Source organism: Trinickia sp. EG282A, from assembly GCF_040965455.1.
Taxonomy (GTDB): Bacteria; Pseudomonadota; Gammaproteobacteria; order Burkholderiales; family Burkholderiaceae; genus Trinickia; species Trinickia symbiotica.
The window spans coordinates 1,488,427-1,510,968 of record NZ_JBFRCC010000001.1; the positions used below are offsets into that span (position 1 = coordinate 1,488,427).

Annotated in this window: 24 protein-coding genes and 1 riboswitch; of the genes, 18 read left to right on the plus strand and 6 right to left on the minus strand. The window is 64.3% G+C overall.

Features of this window, described 5'->3' with window-relative positions; genetic code table 11:
* Window positions 1-118: 118 nt before the first annotated feature.
* Complete coding sequence (locus tag AB4Y31_RS06815) at window positions 119-3,031, minus strand: beta-propeller fold lactonase family protein (RefSeq protein ID WP_368673231.1); 2,913 nt, start codon at window positions 3,029-3,031, stop codon at window positions 119-121.
* A 180-nt stretch (window positions 3,032-3,211) separates the two neighbouring features.
* Entirely contained in the window at window positions 3,212-3,712 is a 501-nt protein-coding gene (locus tag AB4Y31_RS06820) for a 6,7-dimethyl-8-ribityllumazine synthase (RefSeq protein WP_368673232.1), read from the minus strand.
* 75 nt (window positions 3,713-3,787) lie between these two features.
* A riboswitch (FMN riboswitch) is annotated at window positions 3,788-3,956 on the minus strand.
* 230 nt (window positions 3,957-4,186) lie between these two features.
* Here AB4Y31_RS06820 and AB4Y31_RS06825 point away from each other — a divergent pair.
* Window positions 4,187-4,324 carry an entericidin A/B family lipoprotein gene (locus tag AB4Y31_RS06825; protein ID WP_018443531.1) on the plus strand — a complete coding sequence of 46 codons (138 nt, stop codon included), beginning with the start codon at window positions 4,187-4,189 and terminating at the stop codon, window positions 4,322-4,324.
* Window positions 4,325-4,466: 142 nt separating this feature from the next.
* Here the strand turns inward: AB4Y31_RS06825 and AB4Y31_RS06830 are convergent, their stop codons facing one another.
* Window positions 4,467-4,769, minus strand: coding sequence for a hypothetical protein (locus tag AB4Y31_RS06830; RefSeq protein ID WP_368673233.1), 303 nt, complete (start codon window positions 4,767-4,769; stop codon window positions 4,467-4,469).
* 249 nt (window positions 4,770-5,018) lie between these two features.
* Here AB4Y31_RS06830 and AB4Y31_RS06835 point away from each other — a divergent pair, with 249 nt between their 5' ends.
* The 13 genes from AB4Y31_RS06835 to AB4Y31_RS06895 all read left to right on the plus strand — a co-directional run bounded on the left by AB4Y31_RS06835 (window position 5,019) and on the right by AB4Y31_RS06895 (window position 14,430).
* Window positions 5,019-5,591 carry a hypothetical protein gene (locus AB4Y31_RS06835; RefSeq protein ID WP_368673234.1) on the plus strand — a complete coding sequence of 191 codons (573 nt, stop codon included), beginning with the start codon at window positions 5,019-5,021 and terminating at the stop codon, window positions 5,589-5,591.
* Window positions 5,592-5,762: 171 nt separating this feature from the next.
* A complete protein-coding gene (locus AB4Y31_RS06840) occupies window positions 5,763-6,362 on the plus strand; it encodes a hypothetical protein (protein WP_368673235.1) in 600 nt (199 codons plus the stop codon).
* Window positions 6,363-6,536: 174 nt separating this feature from the next.
* On the plus strand, window positions 6,537-8,084 hold the full coding sequence (locus AB4Y31_RS06845) for a methyl-accepting chemotaxis protein (protein ID WP_368673236.1): 1,548 nt from the start codon (window positions 6,537-6,539) through the stop codon (window positions 8,082-8,084).
* 123 nt (window positions 8,085-8,207) lie between these two features.
* A complete protein-coding gene (locus AB4Y31_RS06850) occupies window positions 8,208-8,468 on the plus strand; it encodes a hypothetical protein (protein WP_018443526.1) in 261 nt (86 codons plus the stop codon).
* A 67-nt stretch (window positions 8,469-8,535) separates the two neighbouring features.
* Window positions 8,536-8,970 (plus strand): DnaJ family domain-containing protein, encoded by a 435-nt coding sequence (locus AB4Y31_RS06855; RefSeq protein ID WP_368673237.1) that lies wholly within the window; start codon window positions 8,536-8,538, stop codon window positions 8,968-8,970.
* Window positions 8,961-9,563, plus strand: coding sequence for a tRNA adenosine(34) deaminase TadA (gene tadA, locus AB4Y31_RS06860; protein WP_368673238.1), 603 nt, complete (start codon window positions 8,961-8,963; stop codon window positions 9,561-9,563). Before AB4Y31_RS06855 ends, tadA begins: the two co-directional genes overlap by 10 nt.
* A gap of 16 nt (window positions 9,564-9,579) precedes the next feature.
* Window positions 9,580-10,506, plus strand: a complete 927-nt coding sequence (ldcA, locus tag AB4Y31_RS06865; protein WP_368673239.1) for a muramoyltetrapeptide carboxypeptidase — start codon at window positions 9,580-9,582, stop codon at window positions 10,504-10,506.
* Between the two features lie 147 nt (window positions 10,507-10,653).
* Complete coding sequence (gene puuE, locus AB4Y31_RS06870; RefSeq protein ID WP_368673240.1) at window positions 10,654-11,589, plus strand: allantoinase PuuE; 936 nt, start codon at window positions 10,654-10,656, stop codon at window positions 11,587-11,589.
* A 15-nt stretch (window positions 11,590-11,604) separates the two neighbouring features.
* Window positions 11,605-12,117, plus strand: coding sequence for a 2-oxo-4-hydroxy-4-carboxy-5-ureidoimidazoline decarboxylase (uraD, locus tag AB4Y31_RS06875; protein ID WP_368673241.1), 513 nt, complete (start codon window positions 11,605-11,607; stop codon window positions 12,115-12,117).
* A gap of 28 nt (window positions 12,118-12,145) precedes the next feature.
* Window positions 12,146-13,159: an allantoicase gene (gene alc, locus AB4Y31_RS06880; RefSeq protein ID WP_368673242.1), complete on the plus strand. Its 1,014-nt coding sequence runs from the start codon at window positions 12,146-12,148 to the stop codon at window positions 13,157-13,159.
* Between the two features lie 19 nt (window positions 13,160-13,178).
* On the plus strand, window positions 13,179-13,694 hold the full coding sequence (locus tag AB4Y31_RS06885) for an ureidoglycolate lyase (RefSeq protein WP_368673243.1): 516 nt from the start codon (window positions 13,179-13,181) through the stop codon (window positions 13,692-13,694).
* Between the two features lie 249 nt (window positions 13,695-13,943).
* Complete coding sequence (locus AB4Y31_RS06890; protein WP_018443518.1) at window positions 13,944-14,084, plus strand: hypothetical protein; 141 nt, start codon at window positions 13,944-13,946, stop codon at window positions 14,082-14,084.
* 76 nt (window positions 14,085-14,160) lie between these two features.
* Window positions 14,161-14,430, plus strand: coding sequence for a flagellar transcriptional regulator FlhD (locus AB4Y31_RS06895; RefSeq protein WP_018443517.1), 270 nt, complete (start codon window positions 14,161-14,163; stop codon window positions 14,428-14,430).
* A 160-nt stretch (window positions 14,431-14,590) separates the two neighbouring features.
* On the opposite strand, the gene AB4Y31_RS06900 is transcribed toward AB4Y31_RS06895, so the two are convergent.
* The 3 genes from AB4Y31_RS06900 to AB4Y31_RS06910 all read right to left on the minus strand — a co-directional run bounded on the left by AB4Y31_RS06900 (window position 14,591) and on the right by AB4Y31_RS06910 (window position 17,424).
* Window positions 14,591-15,784 (minus strand): urate hydroxylase PuuD, encoded by a 1,194-nt coding sequence (locus tag AB4Y31_RS06900; protein ID WP_368673244.1) that lies wholly within the window; start codon window positions 15,782-15,784, stop codon window positions 14,591-14,593.
* Between the two features lie 38 nt (window positions 15,785-15,822).
* Window positions 15,823-16,176, minus strand: a complete 354-nt coding sequence (gene uraH / locus AB4Y31_RS06905) for a hydroxyisourate hydrolase (RefSeq protein WP_018443515.1) — start codon at window positions 16,174-16,176, stop codon at window positions 15,823-15,825.
* 312 nt (window positions 16,177-16,488) lie between these two features.
* Window positions 16,489-17,424 carry a LysR substrate-binding domain-containing protein gene (locus AB4Y31_RS06910; RefSeq protein ID WP_368673245.1) on the minus strand — a complete coding sequence of 312 codons (936 nt, stop codon included), beginning with the start codon at window positions 17,422-17,424 and terminating at the stop codon, window positions 16,489-16,491.
* Window positions 17,425-17,631: 207 nt separating this feature from the next.
* Between AB4Y31_RS06910 and AB4Y31_RS06915 the strand changes: the two genes are divergently transcribed.
* The 4 genes from AB4Y31_RS06915 to AB4Y31_RS06930 all read left to right on the plus strand — a co-directional run bounded on the left by AB4Y31_RS06915 (window position 17,632) and on the right by AB4Y31_RS06930 (window position 22,539).
* Window positions 17,632-19,236 (plus strand): ABC transporter ATP-binding protein, encoded by a 1,605-nt coding sequence (locus AB4Y31_RS06915; RefSeq protein ID WP_368673246.1) that lies wholly within the window; start codon window positions 17,632-17,634, stop codon window positions 19,234-19,236.
* Window positions 19,237-19,289: 53 nt separating this feature from the next.
* Window positions 19,290-20,387 carry an ABC transporter permease gene (locus AB4Y31_RS06920; RefSeq protein ID WP_018443512.1) on the plus strand — a complete coding sequence of 366 codons (1,098 nt, stop codon included), beginning with the start codon at window positions 19,290-19,292 and terminating at the stop codon, window positions 20,385-20,387.
* A gap of 9 nt (window positions 20,388-20,396) precedes the next feature.
* Window positions 20,397-21,326: an ABC transporter permease gene (locus AB4Y31_RS06925; RefSeq protein WP_368673247.1), complete on the plus strand. Its 930-nt coding sequence runs from the start codon at window positions 20,397-20,399 to the stop codon at window positions 21,324-21,326.
* A 115-nt stretch (window positions 21,327-21,441) separates the two neighbouring features.
* Window positions 21,442-22,539 (plus strand): BMP family ABC transporter substrate-binding protein, encoded by a 1,098-nt coding sequence (locus tag AB4Y31_RS06930; RefSeq protein WP_368673248.1) that lies wholly within the window; start codon window positions 21,442-21,444, stop codon window positions 22,537-22,539.
* Window positions 22,540-22,542: the final 3 nt, after the last annotated feature.

Consider the following 22,542-nt stretch of genomic DNA (forward strand, 5'->3'; position numbering starts at 1 on the left):
CAGAAAGCGCATTTCGACGGTGACGATGAACGATTGAGAAGACGCGGCAGGCAGGCTCGACGGCGCGAGCGATGCCTGCCGATGGGTTGCCTCGGGGCCCCTCAGCCCCGACTATCGATCAATCGTCGTCCTTGACGCTGGCGACGACCTGATGCGCACCGCGGATCGCCGGATACGGCTTCTCGCCCATCATTCCTTTCCAGAGCACCCGGTTGAATTGATCCGGCGGGACCTCGTCGGCATCGGAGAAGTCGAACTTCGCCGTCGCCTTGGCCCAATATGCGGCGTCGTGCTTCGGCTCGATGTCAGGCCCCGCCGCATACTTCACGTCTTGCGGCAACGAAGCCAGCGTCAGCCCCGTCGTTTTGAGCACCGTCGATGCAACGGCCGTGTAGTTCCATGTACCGGACGAGTGAACGTCGAATACGTCAGCCATCGGGCGCTGGAACGCCGTGTTCAGGTTGATGTGCTGCGTGCCGAGGATGTCCTCGATCGTCCTCAGGGCGTTCACCTGGCTATACCGCGTGCCGACGACCTGCCCCTGCTTCACATAGGGGCCGACGACGTAGACCGGGCCGCGATGCGAGTCCACGTGATCGGGGCCGTCCTGCACGTCGTCTTCGGTGACGATGATCAGGGTGTTCGCAGCGTAGGGACTCTTGGCTACGGCCTCCACGAGCGACCCGACCGACAGATCGTCGTCCGCTTGCTGCGTCTCGGGCGTGTTCACGCCTGCGAGCGCCGTTCCGAAGGAGCCCATGTGATCGTGGCTAAGGCGGACCAGCGAGAGACTCGGCAGATTTCCGTTGGCGACGTACTGATCGAACTCGCGTTTCCATTCCTGGTAGCGCCAGAGGTCCGGGTAGTTTTGATCGAAGCCGCGGAAGTAGACGTCCGTGACCGGCGCCAGCTTCGGATCGAGCGGCGCAACTTGGACGATACCCGACGCGTACGGCGAGACGACGGGGGCGCTCTTCGTTCCAATGCTGCCGGTGTTGTTGACGAGGAACCCATAGTTGCGCACCGAGCCGCCGGCGGCGAGCACGGCGTCGAAGATATAACCCTGCTGCTCGCCGACCGGGGAATCGGAGGAAGCATGATTGCCGGTTCCCGTCAGCAGGTTGTCCGTGCCGCCGGGCAGGCTCGCCGACTGGGTGCTGTAGTTCGTCGTGCCCGCCGGTCCCGCCGCCGCATCGCGCTCGGCAACCGTCGCCCAGTTGACGGGCACGCTGCGATTCGCGCCTTCCGACTCGTACGACATCCCGCGGTTGACGGCAGCGTAGTTCAGTTGTTGCGAGAGCGTCTCGGTGTTGGTCACGCGGCCCTGCAACGCCCACGACCAGCCGTCCATGCTGCCGTCGCCCGGATTCATGAAGTTGTCGATCGTGACGAACTGGGACGCGAGGCGGTGAAAGTTCGGCGTGATGCTCGCGCCGAACTGGGCCAGCGCGGGATCGCCATGGGCACCATTGCCGAGATCGCCGAGGATCTGGTCGTAGGTGCGATTCTCCTTCACGATGTAAATCACGTGCTTGATATGGTCGCGTACGAAGTGCATCACCTCGCGATCGCGCGCGTTCGCTTCGGGGCGATAGAAGTTGTTGTTGGCGACTTGCTGCGTCAATTGCGCCAGGTCGCTCTCAGGCGGTACCGGGGCGCTGACGAGGGAGGCACGCTCGAGCTGGAACTGGTATTCGTTCGAAGCCCGTGCGGCGGCCGCGGCCGCGGCATTGCCGCCCGGATAGGTGATGCTTGTCATGTTGGCCGTGCTGCCCGACAGATGGTCGGGGTTCGGTCCGGTCACGCTCTTGCCGTTGACGACGTAGATCCAGCTGCCGTCCGCGCTGAAGGTGACATCGTGCGGCTCGAATGCTGTCGGGATCAGCCCGGCGACCCGATAGGCGCGGGGGCCGACCAGCGGAATGACGGCGATCGCATTGGTTCCGGCGTTGACGGCGTAGAGCGTGCGGCCGTCGCGTGAAAGCGTCACGGCGAATGTCGCGGCACCGGTGTTCGGGGCGTGCGGCAGGACATCGCCGGGAGCCCGTGCATCGATTTTTGCCCGGACGGTGTTGCTGTTCGTGTCGATGACGGCCACTTGGTCGGCGTTGTCTTGCGCCACGTAAAGCGTCGATTGCGATGCGTCCAGGGTCATACCGAGGGCATTGCCGTCCAGCTTGATACGCTTGACGAGACGGCCGCCCGACGCCGACGAGATATCGATCGCGACTACTTCGCGATCGCGGTCCGACGACACGTAAGCAACATTATTGCCCTTGATGACGACGGCGAACGGGAACGTTCCGCCGACGCCGCCGGGCGTGCCCTCGTTGCCGGGGAAGAACGGGCGCAGGTCATGCTCGTAGCGCACCGTGCGCGTCGTCGTGTCGATCACACTGATCGAATCGTTGTAGTTGTTCGCGACGACGAGCGTCTTGCCGTCGGCCGAAATACCGAGCCCACCGGCATTAGGCTGTACGCCGAGACCCAGGCCCTTGCCGTTGTGACCGAGCGCGATGGTCCCGGAGGCGGTCCAGGTGCCGCCGTTCCTGACGTACGCATAGACGGCGTCGTCGCTGCCGCCCGTCGCATAGAGCGTGTTCCCGTCGGGAGAAAAGACGAGACCGACGTAGGCATTCGTCTGTTGAATGACCTGTGTGAGCACGGGGCGCTTTTTGTTGTTGCCCGAGACGTCGTAGAGAAAGAGGTATTGCGTCGAGTTCGCCTTGTCGACCGTGCCGTCGGGCTTATATAGCGAGTTCTGGCCCGCCGTGATGATCGCCAGAGTTTTGCCGTCCGGGCTCAGTTGCGAGCGCACGGCCTCTCCGGCGACGAAGTTGGGATAGCCGGGCAAGCGCGGGTTCAAGTATTGCTGGACGGCGCCGCGCATGAACGTCGGGGTGATGTACTGGCCGCTCGGCAACTGGGCCACGTCGATAGCGTCGGTGTCGGCTTGGGCATGAAATGCGAGGAGTACGGCGGACATGATCGCTCCGACACGGAGCACATACTTGAAGTCGTAGTTCTTCATCGTGTTCCTTCCTCTACGGTGGGGGGCCGCATTATTAAGTCATCGCACGGTGTCAGTGCGATGACGAGGAAGGGGGGCGGTCGGCCGCTCGGCTCGAGCAACCGGCGGCAAAACGAGCGGCGCGGGCCGCGGAGCAAGTTCGAATCTCGTCCGCGGCCGTATGCGACAGAAGTTGCAGCGTTACCGGGAGGGGAGCTCCGCGAGCCTGCGCACCGTGTCGGCGCACGCGTGCGCGACTTCTTTGCCCTTGACGACAAAGTGCTCGCGGAAGAAGCCAATGTGCTCCTCGCCGTGATGGAAGTGGTGCGGCGTGAGCACGGCGGAGAAAACCGGCGTGCCCGTCTCGAGCTGTACTTGCATCAGGCCGGTGATGACGGCCTGCGCGACGAACTCGTGCCGGTATATGCCGCCATCGACGACGAGTCCGGCGGCGACGATCGCCGCATATCGGCCGCTCGATGCGAGGCGCTTTGCATGCAATGGAATTTCGAAAGCCCCTGCGACTTCGTATTGCTCGATGTCTTCGGCCGAGTAACCATAGTTCGGCATCGACGCGAGGAACGATGCCTTGCATTGGTCGACGATATCACGGTGCCAGCATGACTGGATGAATGCGATGCGCCCGCGCTTTTCATTGGCGGAGGAAATTGCTTTTGATTCGGTGAAAGTGGCGATATTCATGGATTTTCAGCCTGTCTGTGTGAACAGGGCGAAGGACGACCCGCAGCCTTCGTGGCTCACGAAGGACGAAGGAAGTCCTGTTCTCTTTCATCCGGACTATACCGTCGGCCCCGGAATCGCACCGAGTCTGCTGACCTCCGTCGCTGCAATGCTTTCATCGCATGCAAGACCGAGCGCTCGCGGGCTACGTCCGAAGAGGACGATTACCGCCGGTGGGGAGTTGCACCCCGCCCCGAGAACATGTTCTTGACGAACGGTGCGTACGCTACCACGGATTGCGCGACCTCGCTCGCTCCATGCGACGTGAACGGCCGGTACGGTGCGTTCGTGGGACGCCCGTGAGCGGGCACAGTCATTGCGGACAGTTGTTTGTCAACGGACCACGAAAGCGGTTGGCCCATCCAACGGGAAACCGCGTTGCGCATCGCGTCGCACGTCCGCGTCGAACAATCCATCAGCCAAGGGAGAAGGCTCATGACACGACGACTCATCGCGCTCTTTCTGCTCATCGGTACAGTCGCGCTAACGGCCTGTCACACAGTCTCGGGAGCCGGCGAGGACATTTCCAGGGGCGGCCACGCCATCACGAACTCGGCACAAAAGCACGAATAAGCGGCTCTCCGGCGCCGCTTTGGAAAGTCCCGCCTTCGACGGTCGAGCCGCCGCGTCTCACGCTGCGGCTCGAGCGGCGCGCATGTCGTGCCGCGGAGTGCCAATGTTCTTGTAACGCGCACGCGCACTAGCATCGCGTTGATCAGAATCCACTGCCGAGCGTATGCAGTAAGCAGCGCGGCGATTGTCGCGTATTCACTGCGTTGACGATGTCGGTGAGGAACCACGGCAAATTCAGCTTCGTGTCGGGATAGCTGGTGCCAACGGTGAGTCGCGGCGGTTTGGAGGTTGGCTCCGCTTGCGCGGCCGCATGGTGCGAATTCGCGGCGCATTCGTCCGTGCCTGTCCGATTCTGTTGAAGCGATTGCTCGTTGACGTAGGACCAAGCCGGTGCGGATGCAACCGCGGTAGCGGCCAACACGGCGGTGACGAGTAGGGCCTTCATTTGATTTTTCTCCGGGACTTGGTTTTCGACCCATGAGCGGCTAGTGAGTTCAAGGTCGATCCCGATTCACTTCTTACACCGGGGATGCCCACGCTTCCTTCCTCCGCTGCGCAACTCTCGACGCCGTGCAGTAGCCAATGAGTTGCCGCGAACCCTATAAGCGTGCAAGCGGCGACAGGCGCTGTGCAACGGTCTATACCAGAGCCACTTGCGTTATGCTGGCGCAATTATTCGCTACGCGATACAGGGATGTCGCCACGCACGATGAACTTCGTCTTCAGACCGCTTACCGTCGTCTGGCTCGTCGCAGCCCTCGCGCTTGCCGGCTGCGACGATCAAGAGGGCGAGCGCGCCATGGAAAAACTCAAAGCCTTCCTCAATGCCATCAAGCCCGATGCTCTGCTGCTGAGAGGGTTGAAACCGGGTGTCACCACGGAGGCGCAGATCCGCGATCAGATGGGAAAGCCCGAAACTGAGCGGACTTTCGCGGATGGCTCGAAGCGCTTCGAGTATCCGCGCGGCCCGCAGGGCGTGACGACCTACATGGTCGACATCGATCCGAACGGTACGCTCAGAAGCGTCACCCAGGTTCTCACCGCCGCGAACTTCGCGAGGATTCGCCCCGGCATGTCGCAGGACGAAGTACGTCAGTTGCTCGGCAAGCCGGGCGATGTCGCCGTCTATCGGCTCAAGCCGGAGACGGTATGGAGCTGGAGGTGGGAGGAGGGCCCGCCGACGGGTGAGGCGTTCTTCAACGTGCATTTCGACCAATCGGGCCACGTCTATACGACCTCGCGCTCGGACGTGATACGCGGCCACTAGCGATCACTCGAAGCATCACGGCCAAGGCGCGCCGCGATTCCCGCGAGGCACGCCTGGCGAGCGCCCGCAAGCGCGGCCGCTATTCGACGGCGCCTGCCTTAGGAGTAGACTGGTAGCGCCGGTCCCGGCCCGGCGCGTCGTGGAGCGCATTCGAACGACGGGAGAATCGAAGTGTCACTGAAACCGCGATACCTCTTTGTGCTCGGCCTTGTCGTTCTATCCGCCGCTACCGCGCTCACGCCTCGGGTTGCCGGAGCCCAGGGCACCGATACGGGCGAGAGCGGCCTTTTTTCAGGACAAACGGCGACGCACACGACGGCGGCGGTCGTCAAGACCGACCCCGCAACGAACACGGTAACGCTGCGTGACGATAACGGCGCGGTGACCGATGTCGTGGTCGACAGGGCGGTCGGCGACGTCAAAAAACTGAGGATTGGCGATCGCGTCGACATCACCTACAAGCGCGCTCTGGTGCTCAGCGCGGAAAAGACCGGCTCCGGTTCGATACGCGAGCGCCTCGATACCCAGACGATCACCCCGGCGCCGGGAGGGTCCATGACCTCCACGCATCGCGTCCAGGCTGTCGCCACCGTGCTCGCCGTCGACCGGGCGAATCGCAAACTGACCTTGCGCGGCCCGACGGGCACCATGACGCTGCAGGCCACGGACGATCGTTTCCTCAAGGGACTCCACGTCGGAGACAACATCCGCGTGGACTATCTCGAAGCGACGGCGTTGCAGGTCATGCGCGACGGCATTCCCGTGCAGTAGCCGCCGCTGCACCGCAGCACCGCCCGGGCGAGGCCAGACTCGCCGTCCCCACATCGGGTTTTGCTCTATGCAAGCGGCGCTTCTCATTGCCGTTAAAGCACACGCACGAGTGGGTTCTGTGCGAAGCGAACGGCTGTGGCCATCGGCATACGCGGTGACTTGGGAGGCGTCCGAATGCAAAGACTCAGTTTCAAGCAAAAGCTCTGGTTGCCATTGATCGTCAGCATGGTGGCGCTGCTGATCGTCTCCTTATGGGCGGCCGTTTTGCTGCGGGGCACGCGCATCGACGAGCGCAAGAACGATCTCATCAACGTCGGCCACGTGGGTCTGGCGATCGTTCAGGAGTATGCCGCACTGGCGAAGAGCGGCGCCCTCTCGGAAGAGCAGGCGCGCAAAGAGGCGCTTGCGCGCCTGCGCGACGTGCGCTATGGCGAGGACGGCTACTTTCTCGTCATCGATTCGACGCCACGCATGATCATGCATCCGATGAAGCCGGCGAGCGAAGGCAAGGAGCTCGCGAGCGTGGCCGATGCCGACGGCAGGCATCACTACCTTGCCTTCGCCCGCGCGGCGCAGTCGCCCGAAGGCGGTTTCGTCGACTATGTGTTTCCGCGCCCGCATACGACGGAGGCCGTGCCGAAACTCGGCTACGTCGTCCGCTACGCGCCATGGGATTGGATCATCGCCACCGGTGCCTACGTCGACGACATCGACAACGCGTTCGTGCATTCGCTCTATTTGGCGTGCGGCCTCCTGATCGTGCTCGCATGCGCGCTAGCGGCGCTCGTCGCCGCCGTCAATCGCAGCATCGTCCGGACGATCGGGGGCGACCCGCGCGTCGCCGCGCGCATCGCCGATGGCATCGCGGGCGGCGATCTCGCGATCGCGATCGACGCGCGGAATGCGCATGCTCAAAGCCTGCTACGAGCGATCGGACACATGCGCGAAGCGCTGACCGGGATGATCGCGCGGATCAAGCATGCGTCCGACAATGTCGCGCAGACCTCCGACGAGATTGCGAGCGGCAATGCCGATCTCTCCGCGCGCACGACCGAGCAGGCCACTTCGCTCCAGCAAACGGCGGCGAGCATGACGCAGATCACAGAGCAAGTGCGTCAGGCATCCGACCACGCGCGCGCGGCGAACGGTCTTGCCAAGCGCGCCGTGACGATTACCGATCGCGGCGGCGCGGCGGCCGCGGCGGCGGTCACGACGATGCGCGACATCTCGAGCGAGTCGCAGAAGATGGTCGAGATCATCTCGGTCATCGAGGGCATTGCCTTCCAGACCAACATTCTGGCGCTCAACGCGGCGGTCGAGGCTGCGCGCGCGGGCGAGGAGGGGCGCGGCTTCGCCGTCGTGGCCGGCGAAGTGCGCTCGCTCGCCCAGCGCAGCGCCGCGGCCGCGAAGGAGATCCGCGGCCTGATCCAGCGTGCGGTGTCGCGCGTCGGCGAGGGCGCGGGGCTCGTCGAGCAAACCGGCGCGACCATCGACGAAGCGCGCGGCGCCATCGCCCAAGTGATGCGGATCGTCGAGGAGATCGCGAGCGCCGCCGCCGAGCAGACCACCGGCATCGAGGCGGTGAACGCGTCGGTTTCGGAAATGGACGACATGACGCGGCAAAATGCGGCGCTCGTTCAGCGTGCGGCTGCGGCGGTCGAGGCGCTCGAGCACGAGGCTCGGCAACTGCAGACGGCGATCGCCGTCTTCCATATCGGCTAGCCGGCGACGGCCGAGGGGGCGAGCCAGTGGACGCTGGCTCGCCGCGGGTATATAAAAACCGGACGGACCCGCGCGCTGGCCTCCCCACACGAGGCGCGCCCCCAAACGAAGAGGAACGATGCCATGACGTCCGATCCGTCGAAAAAGCCCGCTGAAGACGAGTCGTCGAGAAATCTGGAGCATCTCGACGCCGCGCTCAGTCACGTCCACACCTCGCTTACCACGGGCAGCATCGCCGTGGGTGCGGCCAAAGCGATCGTCTATAGCCTGATCGAGACACTCGGCGCGCTCGTCGGCGATCCCGACTTGCCCGAGCACAGCCGTTCCGGCTACGAAGGGCTGCTCGAAAAAGCCCGCGAGATGCGGGTACGAATCGGAAAATGACGGCGGCCGCGGAGGGCGACCGGCGGGCCTGCTAAAATGCCGGCGCCGCCATGTAGTGGATTTCAGGATGAAATTGCTCGATGCCCTGGTCGAACAACGCATTGCCGCCGCCGCCGCGCGCGGCGAGTTCGACGATTTGCCCGGCGCCGGCGCGCCACAGGATCTGGATGACGATCTGCTCGTCCCTGAAGAAGTGCGCGTCGCGAACCGTATTCTGAAAAACGCGGGATTCGTTCCTCCCGCGGTCGAGCAATTGCGCTCGCTGCGGCATTTGCATGACGAATTGCGGGCCGCGGGCGATCGGGCCGCGCGCTGCCGCTTGCAGGCAAAGATGCTGGCGCTCGACATGGCGCTGGAGTCGCTGCGCGGGGAACCGACCGTCGTGCCCCGCGAGTACTGCCGGCGGATTGCCGAGCGGCTGTCGGAGCGCGTGCTGGAGGAAGGCGCCGCGGCGATCGAGGCCTGGCCTGCCGCGTCGGCCGACGGCGCGGGTTGTTCGTGAGCGCATTGTCCGAGCCGACCGCGACCGGCGACGCCCAGACCGCCGCAGGCTCGTCCGCGGCGGCAGGTGCCGCGCAGGCCGGTGCGGCCGACGGCGCCACGACGAGCGAGCGCGACAGCCGCTTCATGAGGCTGGCGTTGTCAGCGGCCGAATCGGCCCGCGCGGCCGGCGAGGTGCCGGTCGGGGCGGTGCTCGTGCGCGGAGACGATGTGATCGCTTCGGGATTCAACCATCCGATCGGCGCTCACGATCCGTCGGCGCACGCCGAGATGGTCGCGCTGCGCGCCGCCGCCCAATCGCTCTTGAACTACCGCATGCCGGGCTGCGAGCTCTATGTGACACTCGAGCCGTGTCTGATGTGCGCGGGCGCGATCATGCATGCGCGCATCGCACGGGTCGTGTTCGGCGCGCACGATCCGAAGACGGGCGCGTGCGGTAGCGTCGTCGATGCGTTCGCGGACCCTCGGCTCAATCACCATACGCGCGTCGAAGGCGGCGTGCTCGCGAGCGAGTGCGGCAATGCGCTGAAGTCTTTTTTCTCGCAGCGGCGGCAGGCGATTCGCGCCGCGCGTCGCGAGAGCGCGGCGGAATAACGGGCGCGACGATCCGATGACGCAGTCCCGAACCATCGAACTCATTGCTCCGTCCGGCTATCCGCCCGATCCGGCGGCGATCGAGCGTGCCGTCGCGCGGCTGCGCGAGGCGGGGCACACCGTGCGAGGCGTCGAAGCGGCTGCCCGGCGCTACCAGCGCTTCGGCGGCACCGACGCCGACCGCGCCGGCGATCTCAACGGGCTCGCCGATCCGGCTCGCCCGTTGCCCGACGTGGCTCTGGCCGTGCGCGGCGGCTACGGTGCCGTACGCATCCTCCCCGCGCTCGATTACGACGGGCTTGCGCGCCGCCTCGCGGACCAGCCCGTCGCGCTCGTGGGTCATAGCGATTTCACCGCGATCCAGCTCGCCCTGCTCGCGCGATGCGGACTGACGACGTTCGGCGGTCCGATGCTCGGCATGCATTTCGGGGCCGAGACGCCGAGTGCGTTCACGATGGACCATTTCTGGCAAGCGTTGACGGCGCCCTCGTTCACGCTCGAAGTGGAGGCCGCGCAGACGGGGCCGATGGAAGCGCGCGGCACGCTGTGGGGCGGCAATCTCTCGACGATCGTGTCGCTCGTGGGCACGCCTTACATGCCGCATGTCGACGGCGGCATTCTGTTCCTCGAAGACGTCAACGAGCAGCCGTTCCGTATCGAGCGAATGATTTACCAACTGCACCTCGCTGGCGTGCTCGCGCGTCAACAGGCGATCGTGCTCGGCGAGTTCTCGGGGATCAAGGCTTACGACTACGACAACGGTTACGGCCTGGCGGCGGTCGTCGAGCAGATTCGCTCGGTGACCGGCATCCCGGTCGTCGTCGGCTTGCCGTTCGGCCATATCGACGACATCGTCACGCTGCCTGTCGGCGCGAAGGCGCATCTGATCGTGCACGAGCGCGGTTTTCGGTTGACCCTCTCGGGTCATCCCCATTTGCGGTAGGACCGGCATCGCCGCGCCGCGAGACGCGCAAAACGGACATACTTTCCCGCTGACGCGCACTATCCGGTTCGGCATATGGGCGGTGCGGGGCGTTTTCGCTACACTGGGCCGTCCTTGACGATTGCCTCCGAGCGAGGCCGCCGAATCATGCCATTCGATCCCTCCTATCCGCGCGACTTGATTGGTTACGGCCGCCATCCCGTTCAGGCGGACTGGCCGGGCGGTGCGCGCGTGGCGGTCCAATTCGTCCTCAATTACGAAGAAGGCGGGGAAAACTGCGTGCTCCACGGGGACGCGGCTTCGGAGCAGTTCCTTTCCGAGATCGTCGGCGCGGCCGCTTATCCGGCGCGGCACATGAGCATGGAGTCGATCTACGAGTACGGCTCGCGCGCGGGCGTCTGGCGCATTTTGCGCGAGTTCGAAAAGCGTGGCCTGCCATTGACGGTGTTCGGCGTCGGCATGGCCATCGAGCGCCATCCCGAGGTTGCGCGCGCGTTCGTCGAGCTCGGTCATGAGATCGCGTGCCATGGCTGGCGGTGGATCCACTACCAGGACATGACGCCCGATCGGGAGGCCGAGCATATGAGGCTCGGCATGGAGGCGATCGAGCGCGTGACGGGTATGCGGCCGCTCGGCTGGTACACGGGTCGCGACAGTCCCAACACGCGCCGGCTCGTGGCGGAATATGGCGGATTCCTCTACGACTCCGATTGCTACGGCGACGATCTGCCGTTTTGGACCGAAGTCGAAGTGACGGGTGGCGAAAAGCGGCCGCATCTGATCGTGCCTTACACGCTCGATACGAACGACATGCGATTCGCGACTGCGCAGGGCTTCAACACGGGCGAGCATTTCTTCACCTATCTGCGCGATGCGTTCGACGTCCTCTATGAAGAGGGGGACGAGGCACCGAAGATGCTCTCGATCGGCATGCATTGCCGCTTGCTCGGAAGACCCGGGCGCTTTCGCGGACTGCAGCGGTTTCTCGATCACATCGAGAAACGCGATCGCGTGTGGGTGACGCGGCGCATCGATATCGCGCGCCACTGGCGGGCACGCCATCCGTTTGAGGCGCGGGCCTGAGCGAGTGCGAGTCTCATGAGATACACGCTAGATCAACTGAACGCGATGCCCGAGGACGCATTCGTCGATGCGCTGTCCGGCATCTTCGAGCATTCGCCATGGGTTCCGCGCGAGGCCGCCCGCGAGCGGCCTTTCGAGAGCGTCGACGCGCTTTATGACGCGATGGTGAGCGTCGTCGCTCACGCCGGGAGCACGCGGCAGCTCGCCCTCATCAATGCGCACCCCGAACTCGCCGGCAAAGCGGCCGTGCGCGGCGAACTGACGGCGGAATCGACGCGCGAGCAAAGCAGTGCGGGCCTCTCGCAATGCACGCAGGCCGAATTCGACAAACTGCAGCGGCTCAACCGCGAGTACCGCGACAAATTCGGTTTCCCGTTCATCCTTGCCGTGCGCGGCTACGATCGTGCGGGCATCCTCGCCAACTTCGAGGCGCGGGTGGGCAATGAGCGGGACGAGGAAATGCGTATGAGCCTCGAGCAGATCTATCGGATCGCGCGCTTTCGCGTCGACGATTTGATCGCGGCATGACGATTCGAACAAAGCAAGGACGACAGCAATGGCTCTTCTGATTTCCGATCCCAATGCGCCCGACTTCACGCGGCGTTACGCGAACCTGGCGGACCCCCGGCTCGGCGCCGAAGCGCTCGAAGCAAGCGACGAGTTTTTCGCGCCGAAGGACCGCATGCTCAATCCGGAGCCGGCCATCTTCATCCCTGGCAAGTACGACGATAACGGGAAATGGATGGACGGCTGGGAGACCCGCCGCAAACGCACGACGGGCTACGATTGGTGCATCGTCAAGCTTGCCCGCGCGGGCGTGATCAAAGGGCTCGATATCGACACGAGTCATTTCACCGGCAACTTTCCGCCCGCGGCTTCGATCGAAGCTGCGCACGTGCCCGCGGGGGCGGCTCCCGACGCGGCGACGCAATGGACGGAGATCGTAGCGTCGACGACTTTGCAAGGCAACAGCCACCATTACGTCGAAGTGCGTGACCCAGCGAGCTATACGCACATTCGCCTCAACCTCTATCCCGACGGCGGCGTGGCCCGGCTCCGCGTCTACGCGCAACCGCGGCTCGACTGGGGGCAGGCGAGCCGGACCGATCTCGTCGATCTCGCGGCGATGGAAAACGGCGCGCACATCGTCGCGGCCAACAACCAACATTTCGGTGCGGCATCGAATCTGCTGATGCCGGGACGTGGCGTCGACATGGGCGACGGCTGGGAAACGCGCCGCCGCCGCGAGCCCGGCAACGACTGGGCGGTCATTGCGCTCGCGCGGCCGGGGACGATCAGGAAGATCGAAGTGGACACCGCGCACTTCAAGGGCAACTATCCCGATCGTTGCTCGCTGCAGGCCGCCTGCGTATCAGGCGGCACCGACAGCTCGCTCGTCACGCAGGCCATGTTCTGGCCTGAGCTGCTCGGCGAGCAGAAGCTCACAATGGACGCGCAACATGTCTTTGAACGTGAGATCGTGTCGCTTGGGCCCGTGACGCACGTGCGCTTCAACATCATTCCCGACGGCGGCGTATCGCGCTTGCGGCTGTGGGGATTCGTCGATTGAGGAAAGGGGATACGCCGTGATGAGGACGCTTGCAATCGAACCGCTGACGCGCGAGTCGTTCGCGCCGTTCGGCGACGTCATCGAACTCGAGGGCGCGCGACACTTCCCGATCAACGAGGGCACCACGACGCGCTTTCACGATCTCGCGCGCGTCGACGTGACGGACGCCGGTGGACGCCCGCTGCTGAACCTGTTCCGGGGCGAGCCGCGAGCCTTGCCATTCGAAGTATCGATGCTGGAGCGCCATCCGCTCGGCAGCCAGGCCTTTGTGCCACTTTCCGACCGACCTTACCTCATCGTCGTTGCGCCCCTGGGGCCGCTGACGCCTGCGGCGATTCGGGCTTTCGCGACCCGAGGCTGGCAGGGCGTCAATTACAAAAAAGGGGTATGGCACCATCCGCTGATCGCTCTGGAGGCGGTCAGCGATTTCGTCGTCATCGACCGAGGCGGCGAAGGCCACAATTGCGACGAGGAGCGGCTGCCCGAGTCGCTTTGGCTGACCGAGGACGCGTGGCGGGCGGCAACGGCGGCATAGCGCCGCATCGTGTAGATCTGACCGACCGAACCCTCTCCCATTCCGTCTCAAGCGGCGCCTCGACTGGCGCCGGTCGTGTTGGCGACAGCCATTGTAGGAAACCCCTGACAAGCGCGCCGCCACGTATTACGCGAGGTTCAGCGCGCGCTGATTTCGTACGGCCACCCCTTGACCGATACTTTCGTCAAGCCAAACGGTTCTTCTCATCGAAGCCGCTAGCGAAAGCCGACGATCCAAGGAGATTTCCAAATGAGCCGCATCGCGAAAGACCTGATCGAACTCAAGCGCCTGAGCGAGGGCGGAGCTGGAGCTCTGACGCAACACCTGCTGCGCGAAATCGCGGCAAGCCTCATCGCGTTTGGCGTCGCGGATTGGCGTAAGGGCCATTGAGCTGGTCGGGCGCGCAAACGTTTGCGCATTCGAGCCGAGGCCCTGAAAGAGCCGTGAAGAAAAAAGGAGGGTAAAAATGAGCTGCGACATCCATCAATCGATTCAAGAAATCAACCGGTCGTATCTTGCTCTCGTGCAGCGCATACTGCGAGACGATCGCGCCGAAGGCATGGCCACGCTGGGTCTGTCGGCGCCGCTCGCGGAGTTGCTCGTGGAGCTTTCGGAAGACCAGACGCAAAAGCTGGCGGCGCGCGATCAATTGATTTGCCTTTTTCGCTTTACCGATCGCGCGGTGCTCGGCGGCTTGGCGGATCGCGGACGGCAGCTGGCGAAGACCGCTGCTTGATACGGCGACGCCCGACACCCAGGCGCACGTCTTGGTCCTCGCAAGGCGGTTCCGTCGAGGCAGACACGCAGCGGCAATCTACCGCACCATTTACCATACCAAGCGATGAGCGATGTCCCGGCCACTCTGGTCAGGGCGTTTCGCATCGATACTTTCTCGCTCAGCGCTGAGCGCCCGACTCGAACCAGGCGGCGATTTTCAAACGTTCGTCCTCGGTCATATGCGTTACGTTGCCGAGCGGCATGGCCTTCAATTGAACGGCCTGTTGATAGATGCGCTGCGCATTGCGCGCGATCTCATCGGGTGTATCGAACATGACGCCGGCCGGGGCGCTGCCCATCAACGTCGGGTGCGCCGAGTGGCAGGCAACGCAGCGTTGCTGCAGCACCGGTGCGATCTCGGCGATCCGAAGCTGTGGCGCGTTGGCGGCTTCCGCTTGCGGCGCGATCGGCCGCGGCAGCGTGAACACGAGCGCGGCGGCGAGCAACGCCGCGCCGGCGGCCGGAAGATACCAGAGCACCCGCCCGCGATGGCGCATGACGAAGAACTGCCGGATCAACGCGCCCGCCAGCATGATGATCGCGAGAACCGCCCAGTTGTGGGGGTGCGTGTACGTGATCGCGTAGTGATTCGAGAGCATCGCGAAAACGACGGGCAGCGTGAAGTAGGTGTTGTGCACCGAGCGCTGCTTGCCGCGCTTCCCGTAGATGGGATCGGGCGCTTGGCCCTTCAGCATGGCGTCGACCATCTTTCGCTGGCCCGGAATGATCACGAAGAACACGTTGGCCGACATGATCGTCGCCAACATCGCGCCGACGATGAGGTACGCTGCGCGGCCCGCGAAGACATGGCAGGCGAGCCAGGCCGCCGCGAGCACATAAAGCCCGACGCAGACACCGAGTAGTTTATCTTTCGCGCCGAGCAGGCGGCAAAGCGAGTCATAGACGATCCAACCCGCCGCGAGGAAACCCAGCGCCGCCGAGATGGCGACGACGGGGCCCATGTCGAGCACGTTCTTGTCGATCAGATAAGTGCCGGGCGAGAAAAGATAAACGACGGTGAAGAGCGCGAAACCGGACATCCACGTCGTGTAGGACGGCCACTTCGACCAATGCAGGTCGTCGGGCATCTCCGGCGGCGCCACCATGTACTTCTGCATGTTGTAGAAACCGCCGCCGTGAACGTGCCAGAGTTCGCCGAATACGCCGCGCGAGACGAGGGCCGGGTCTTTCGGCTTTTTGAGGCTGTTGTCGAGCGCGACGAAATAGAACGATTCGCCGATCCAGGCGATCGCCACCACCACATGTAGCCAGCGAAGCGCAAGGTTGAGCCAATCGGTGATGAAGCCTTCCATGAATTCTCCCCCAGGACACTAACCGCCGATATCGGCGTTCAGCTGCCGCGATAGGTGCTGTACGCCCACGGAGAGACGAGCAGCGGGACGTGATAATGCGCTTTCGGGTCGGCCACACCGAAACGCAGTACGACGCGATCGATGAACCTCGGCGCCGGCAGCGCCACGCCGGCTGCGGCAAAGTAGTCGCCGGCGTGAAAGACGAGCTCGTATTCGCCCGTCTTGAAGGCGGAGCCTTCGAGAAGTGGGGCGTCGCAACGCCCATCGCTGTTCGTGACGACAGTCGCGAGCCTCCGGCGCGCATCCCCGTCGAGCGAAAAAAGTTCCACGCGGATGCCCGCTCCGGGGCGGCCGTGGGCGGTGTCCAGCACGTGTGTTGTGAGCTTTCCCATGCGAAGGGGATCCTGGTCGTCACGTTTTCGGGTATGACGGCGCCTGAAGTCGTTCGCGGCGTGCGCCGTAGAGGCATTCTAAGAAGTCCCGGCCCGGTGCGCGCGAGCGATAGGAAAGATAAGCCCGCGCGCATGAGGGATCCAATATATGGTGGCCCTGAAGGCGAGTATCGGCCCCGCAGTATTGCCACAGTGATTTTGGCCCTCGATCGTTGCATTGACGCCGCGACGTGCAATTCGAATGCGGAGAGACGCGGCAAATGCGGGAATGCAGGCGGCGCCGGGAGCGCTGCCTGATCGCGGACAGCTGGGTCAGATTGCGTGGTCGACGAGCGCGCGCGTGGCTTCGGCGACGACCGCGCGCAGCCAGCGCACCTCGTCCGAATAGTGGCAGCGCTCGTGCCAGAGCTGGTAGTACTGCATCGGCGGAAAGTCGAGCGGCGCCGGCAGAACCGTCAGCGGAAGAAGCTTCGCGTAGTGATCCGCGAAGAGACGCGTGGTCGTGAAGATCAAATCCGATTTGACGAGCACGTACGGCGCGAGGTTGAAGTACGGCAACGTGACCACGACGTGGCGCTTGAGCCGCTCGCGGGCGAGATGGACATCGATCGCGCCGCGCTGGCCGACGGAGTACGGAGTTGGCGCAAGGTGCGGCGCATTCAGATACTGATCGAGCGTCAGGCTGCCGCGCTTCGCGAACGGATGCGCATTGCTCATCACGCAGACGATTTCGTCGGTGAAGAGGTTCGACAGATGAAGCTGCTCGGGCGGCTCGGGCCAGTTTCCGACTACGATATCGAGCTTGCCTTCTTCGAGCGCAAGCTCGTAGTCGAACGCGGGACCGAGCGAATGGAATTCAAGGGTGGCGTTCGGCGCGGCCTGGCGAAAGCGCTCGACGACCGTAGGCACGAACAGCACGTTGAGGTAGTCGGGGCAGCCGATCCGATAGCAGCGGATCGACGTGGCGGGATCGAAGTTGTGCTGCTGAAAGCGGATGCGCTCGATCTCGCGCAGCGCGTTCTGCGTGGGCTCGAGCAGGCGCAGGCCGTACTCGGTCGGTACCATCCCGGACTTGCCGCGCACGAGCAACGGATCGCCGGTGATGTCGCGCAGCCGCCTCAACGCAGCGCTGATCGCCGGCTGCGATTGGTTGAGCTTGACGGCCGCACGCGTCACGCTGCGCTCCATCAGCAACGTATGGAGGACGCGCAGCAGGTAGGTGTCGATCGCCTCGCGTTGCTGACTCATGACCTCTCCCTTTATATTCCCAGGCTGATCGGCCAGGGATGCGGATATCAGGCTTTTAATATGTGCATTAATTGGCGTCAAGCGAGACGTACTCGAATGACGCGAGAACGGGACACCACGGCGCGCAGGATTTTGTCGGCTCGACGGTGCAGGGTGATTTAGGTATCGTCGGACCACAAGCCGCGACGACTGCGGCTGACTGACTTCATGAACGACATTTCCGACCATTCATTTTCGCAGCGTGACCAAGGCGCACCGCGAGCCCCGGTTCCGCGGCTCGAGCTTTCACGCATCTGCAAGCAGTATCCGGGCGTGCGTGCGAACGACGACGTGAGCCTCGTGGTCGCGCCCGGGGAGATTCATGCCGTGCTCGGCGAAAACGGCGCCGGCAAGAGCACGCTGATGAAGATCGTCTACGGTGCCGTGCGGCCCGATGCCGGCGAAATTCGCTGGGAAGGCCAGCCGGTCGAGATCGCGAGTCCGGCGGCGGCGCGCAAGCTTGGCATCGGCATGGTGTTTCAGCACTTCTCGCTGTTCGAGACGCTGACCGTTGCCGAGAACATCGCGCTCGCGCTCGACGAGCCGTTCGACCTGGCCGCGCTCGGCAAGCGCATCAGCCAGGTGTCGAGCGAATATGGCCTCGACGTCGATTCGGCGCGGCACGTGCACAGCCTCGCCGTCGGCGAGCGGCAACGTGTCGAGATCGTGCGCTGCCTGCTGCAGGAGCCGCGCCTCTTGATCATGGACGAGCCCACGTCGGTGCTGACGCCACAGGCCGTGCGCAAGCTCTTCGAGACGCTCAAGCGTCTTGCGGCGCAAGGCTGCAGCCTCCTTTACATCAGCCACAAGCTCGATGAAATCCAGGAGCTTTGCGATACGGCCACCGTCATGCGCGGCGGCCGCGTCACAGGCCACGTGAAGCCCGGTGAGGAAACGCATGCATCGCTCGCGCAGCTGATGGTGGGCCACTCGCTGCCCGATTACACGCGCCGAGCGCATACGCCCGGCGACGCGCTGCTCGCGGTCCGGCACTTGTCCGTCCCGAGCGACGACCCGTTCGGAACCACGCTCGAGGATGTCTCGTTCGACGTCCATGCGGGCGAAATTTTCGGCATTGCCGGCGTATCGGGCAACGGGCAGGCCGAGCTCTTGGCAGCGCTCTCGGGCGAACGGCTCGCCGCCGGCGTCGCGCCCGATGTCGTCTCGATTTGCGGCAAGCCGGCCGCGCGCTTGTCGCCGGCGGCGAGGCGCCGGCTCGGGTTCGCATTCGTGCCCGAAGAGCGGCTCGGACGAGGCGCAGTGCCGTCGATGTCGCTGGCCGAGAACGCGCTGCTGACCGCACACCGCAAGCCGGGTATGGTGCGCCACGGCTGGGTGGGGGCGCGGGCGGTGCGTGCGTTCGCCGAGCGCTGCATCGAGACGTTCGACGTGCGGTGCAGCGGCCCGCAGGCGCCGGCCAGATCGTTGTCGGGCGGGAACCTGCAGAAGTACATCGTGGGCCGCGAAATTCTTCAAGAACCGAAGGTGATCGTCGTTGCCCAGCCGACCTGGGGCGTCGACGTGGGCGCGGCCGCGTTCATTCGCCAGCAATTGCTCGACCTGTCGGCCAAGGGGGTAGCCGTGCTCGTCATCTCCGAGGAACTCGAAGAGCTCTTCGATATCTGCGATCGCATTGCGGTCGTAGCGCGCGGACGGTTGTCGCCCGCGCGCAAGACGAGCGAGACGAACGCCGAGGAGATCGGCCGCTGGATGGCGGGGCTCTTCGGCGACCGCGGCGCGGTACCGCCGGCGCCCGAACCCGCGCACGCGTGAGGGCGGCAGCAGGACCGACCGAAAAGCGACCACAACCCCAATCGACACCGGACATGCATTTTCCCTATCGACTCGAGGCCCGTACGACGCCCTCCCGCACGATGCAATTCGCCGTGCCGCTGATTGCGGCGGCGCTCACGCTCATCATCGGCTTTTTGATCTTCGGGCTCGTGGGGCGCGATCCGGCGGACGCCATGCGCGCGTTCTTCATCGATCCGCTCTCGAGCGTGAACGGGTGGTCCGAGCTGCTGCTGAAGGCCTCGCCGCTTTGCCTGATCGCGCTCGGACTCGCGATCAGCTATCGCGCCAATGTCTGGAACATCGGCGCGGAAGGACAAATGCTCGTGGGCGGCATCGCGGCCAGCGCCGTCGCCATTCATTTCGATCAGGCGAGCGGCTGGTGGATCCTGCCTTCGATGATGGCGGCGGGTATCGCGGGCGGCGTCGTCTGGGCCTCGATCCCGGCCTTTCTCAAGAGCCGCTTCAACACGAACGAGATTCTGACGAGCCTGATGCTGACCTACGTCGCGACGCAGCTCTTGATCTATCTCGTGAGCGGTCCGATGCGCGATCCACAGGGGATGAACTTCCCGATCTCGGAGATGTTCAGCGGCGATGCGCTTTATCCGACGTTCGGCGGAGACTGGCATTGGAAGTTCATGCGGGGCACGCGGCTCAATGCCTCTATCTTCATCACGCTTGCCGCGGTGCCGCTCGTCTGGCTCTTCAGCGCCAAGAGCTTTGCCGGCTTTCGCATGAACGTCGGCGGGCTCGCGCCGCTTGCCGCGCGTTACGCCGGGTTTTCCGACAAGCGGACGATCTGGACGTCGCTGATCGTGAGCGGCGCGCTTGCGGGGCTCGCCGGCATGGGCGAGATAGCGGGGCCGATCGGCCAGTTGCAGGCGACATGGTCCCCGGGATACGGCTTTACGGCCATCATCGTCGTCTTTGTCGGGCGCCTGCATCCTGTCGGCATCGTGCTCGCCAGCTTGCTGATGGCGTTGCTTTATCTCGGCGGCGAAGCCGTGCAGACGTCGTTGCAGTTGCCGCAAGCGCTCTCCGGGGTCTTTCAGGGCCTGCTGCTCTTTTGCCTGCTAGGCGCCGATCTCTTCGTGAACTACCGCGTGCGGCGCGTGGTGCTCGCCGCATAAAGATATCCGATGAACATCGAACAACTCAGCGCGCTCGCCTCGAGCGCAGTCGTCGCCGCGATTCCGCTCATGTTCGCGGGGCTCGGCGAGCTCGTCACGGAAAAATCCGGCGTGCTCAATCTCGGCGTGGAAGGCATGATGCTGATGGGCGCCGTGAGCGGGTATGCGGTCACCGTCGCAACGGGCAGCCCCTGGCTCGGTATCGCCGCCGCCGTCGCGGCCGGTATCGCGATGGCGCTGCTTTTCGGTTTTCTCACGTTGACGATGCTCGCGAACCAGGTGGCCACCGGTCTGTCGCTGACGATCTTCGGCATCGGCCTGTCGGCCTATGTCGGCAAGCCGTATACGTCGGCATCCGTTGGCACGACGATCGGCGCCTGGGCGATTCCGGGTTTCTCGCGGATCCCCGTGGTCGGACCGGCGTTGTTCACGTTGACGCCGCTCGGTTATCTGGCCTTCCTGATGTTCGGCATCGTCGGCTGGTTCCTTTATCGCACGCGCGCGGGGCTCGTTCTGCGTTCGGTCGGCGAATCGCCCGAAGTCGCGCACGCGGTCGGCTTTTCGGTCGTCGGCGTGCGCTACGGTGCGACGCTGTTCGGCGGCGGCATGGCCGGTCTCGCGGGCGGCTACTACTCGGTTGCCTACTTGCAGCTTTGGCAGGAGCAGCTGACGTCCGGCCGAGGCTGGATCGCACTGGCGCTCGTCGTGTTCGCGACGTGGCGGCCGGGGCGCCTTTTGCTCGGCGCGCTGCTCTTCGGCGCCGTGACAGGGCTGCAATTCTACGCGCAAGGCGCGGGCGTACCGGTGCCGACTCAGTTTCTCGCGATGTTGCCCTATCTGGCCACGATCGTCGTGCTCGCCGCGATCTCGCGCAATCCCAACGCGATCAAGCTCAACGCGCCCGCGTCGCTCGGCAAGCCGTTCTTCGCCGCGCTCTGAGCATGGCACGAGATGCGGTGCGGCGGCCGGTCCGCCGTGCCTTCGATCGATGACACGAAGCAACGCCGCTCTTCGCCGATAGTTACCGTCAAACCCACTCCATTGGAGAAGCTTAATGAAAAGAAAAATGTCGACCACATGGGCCGGAACTGCCGCGCTCGCGCTCGCTTTGGCCTTTGGCGCCGCGGGGCAGGCCGCGCGAGCGGCCGATGCGCCCGGCGTGGCGTTCGTCTACCTCGGCAATCCGGGCGATGCGGGATGGACCTTTGCGCACGATCAGGGCTCGAAGGAAACGGAGGCCAAGTTCGGCAACAAGATCAAGGTGACGCGCGTCGAGAATGTCCCCGAATCGGCCGATTCAGAGCGCGTCTTTCGCGATCTCGCGAGCAAGGGCAACAAAGTCATCATCGGCACGAGCTTCGGATATCAAGACTTCGAGCTCAAGGTCGCGAAAGACTTCCCCGATACGGTCTTCCTCCATGCGACGGGCTTCAAGAAGGCACCGAACTTCGGTACCTACGACGTGCGCATGTACCAGGGCGCTTATCTGGCGGGTGTCGTCGCGGGATACGTTACCAAGACGAATACGCTCGGGTTCGTCGCTTCCGTGCCGATCCCCGAAGTGGTGCGCAATATCAACGCGTACACGCTGGGCGCGCGCTCGGTGAATCCGAAGGTCCACACGAAAGTGATCTGGATCAACAGTTGGTTCGATCCGGGCAAGGAGAAGCAGGCTGCCGAGACGCTGATCGGTCAGGGCGCCGACGTGTTGCTGCAAAACACCGATTCGAGCGCGACGCTCGCGACGGCCGAGGCCAAGAAGGTGCACGCGTTCGGCTGGGATTCCGACATGAAAAAGTTCGGGCCCGACGCGCACCTGGGTTCCGTCGTCGGCCATTGGGGCGTCTACTATACGGCGGCCGTGCAAGCCGTGCTCGACGGCAAGTGGAAGAACGATCCCGTCTGGTGGGGCATCCCGCAGAAGGCCGTCAATCTCGAGGACTTGAATGCCGCGGCGATTCCGGCCGACGGTCAGAAGAAGGTCGAGGCGATGCGTAGCGAGTTGGCGGGCGGCAAGTGGGATGTCTTCACGGGGCCGATCAAAGATCAGTCGGGCGCCGTCAAAGTGCCCGCCGGGAAGACACTGTCCGATCCGGAGCTGCAGCGGATCAACTGGTATGTCGAAGGTGTAGAGGGTAGTCTGCCGAAGTAATCC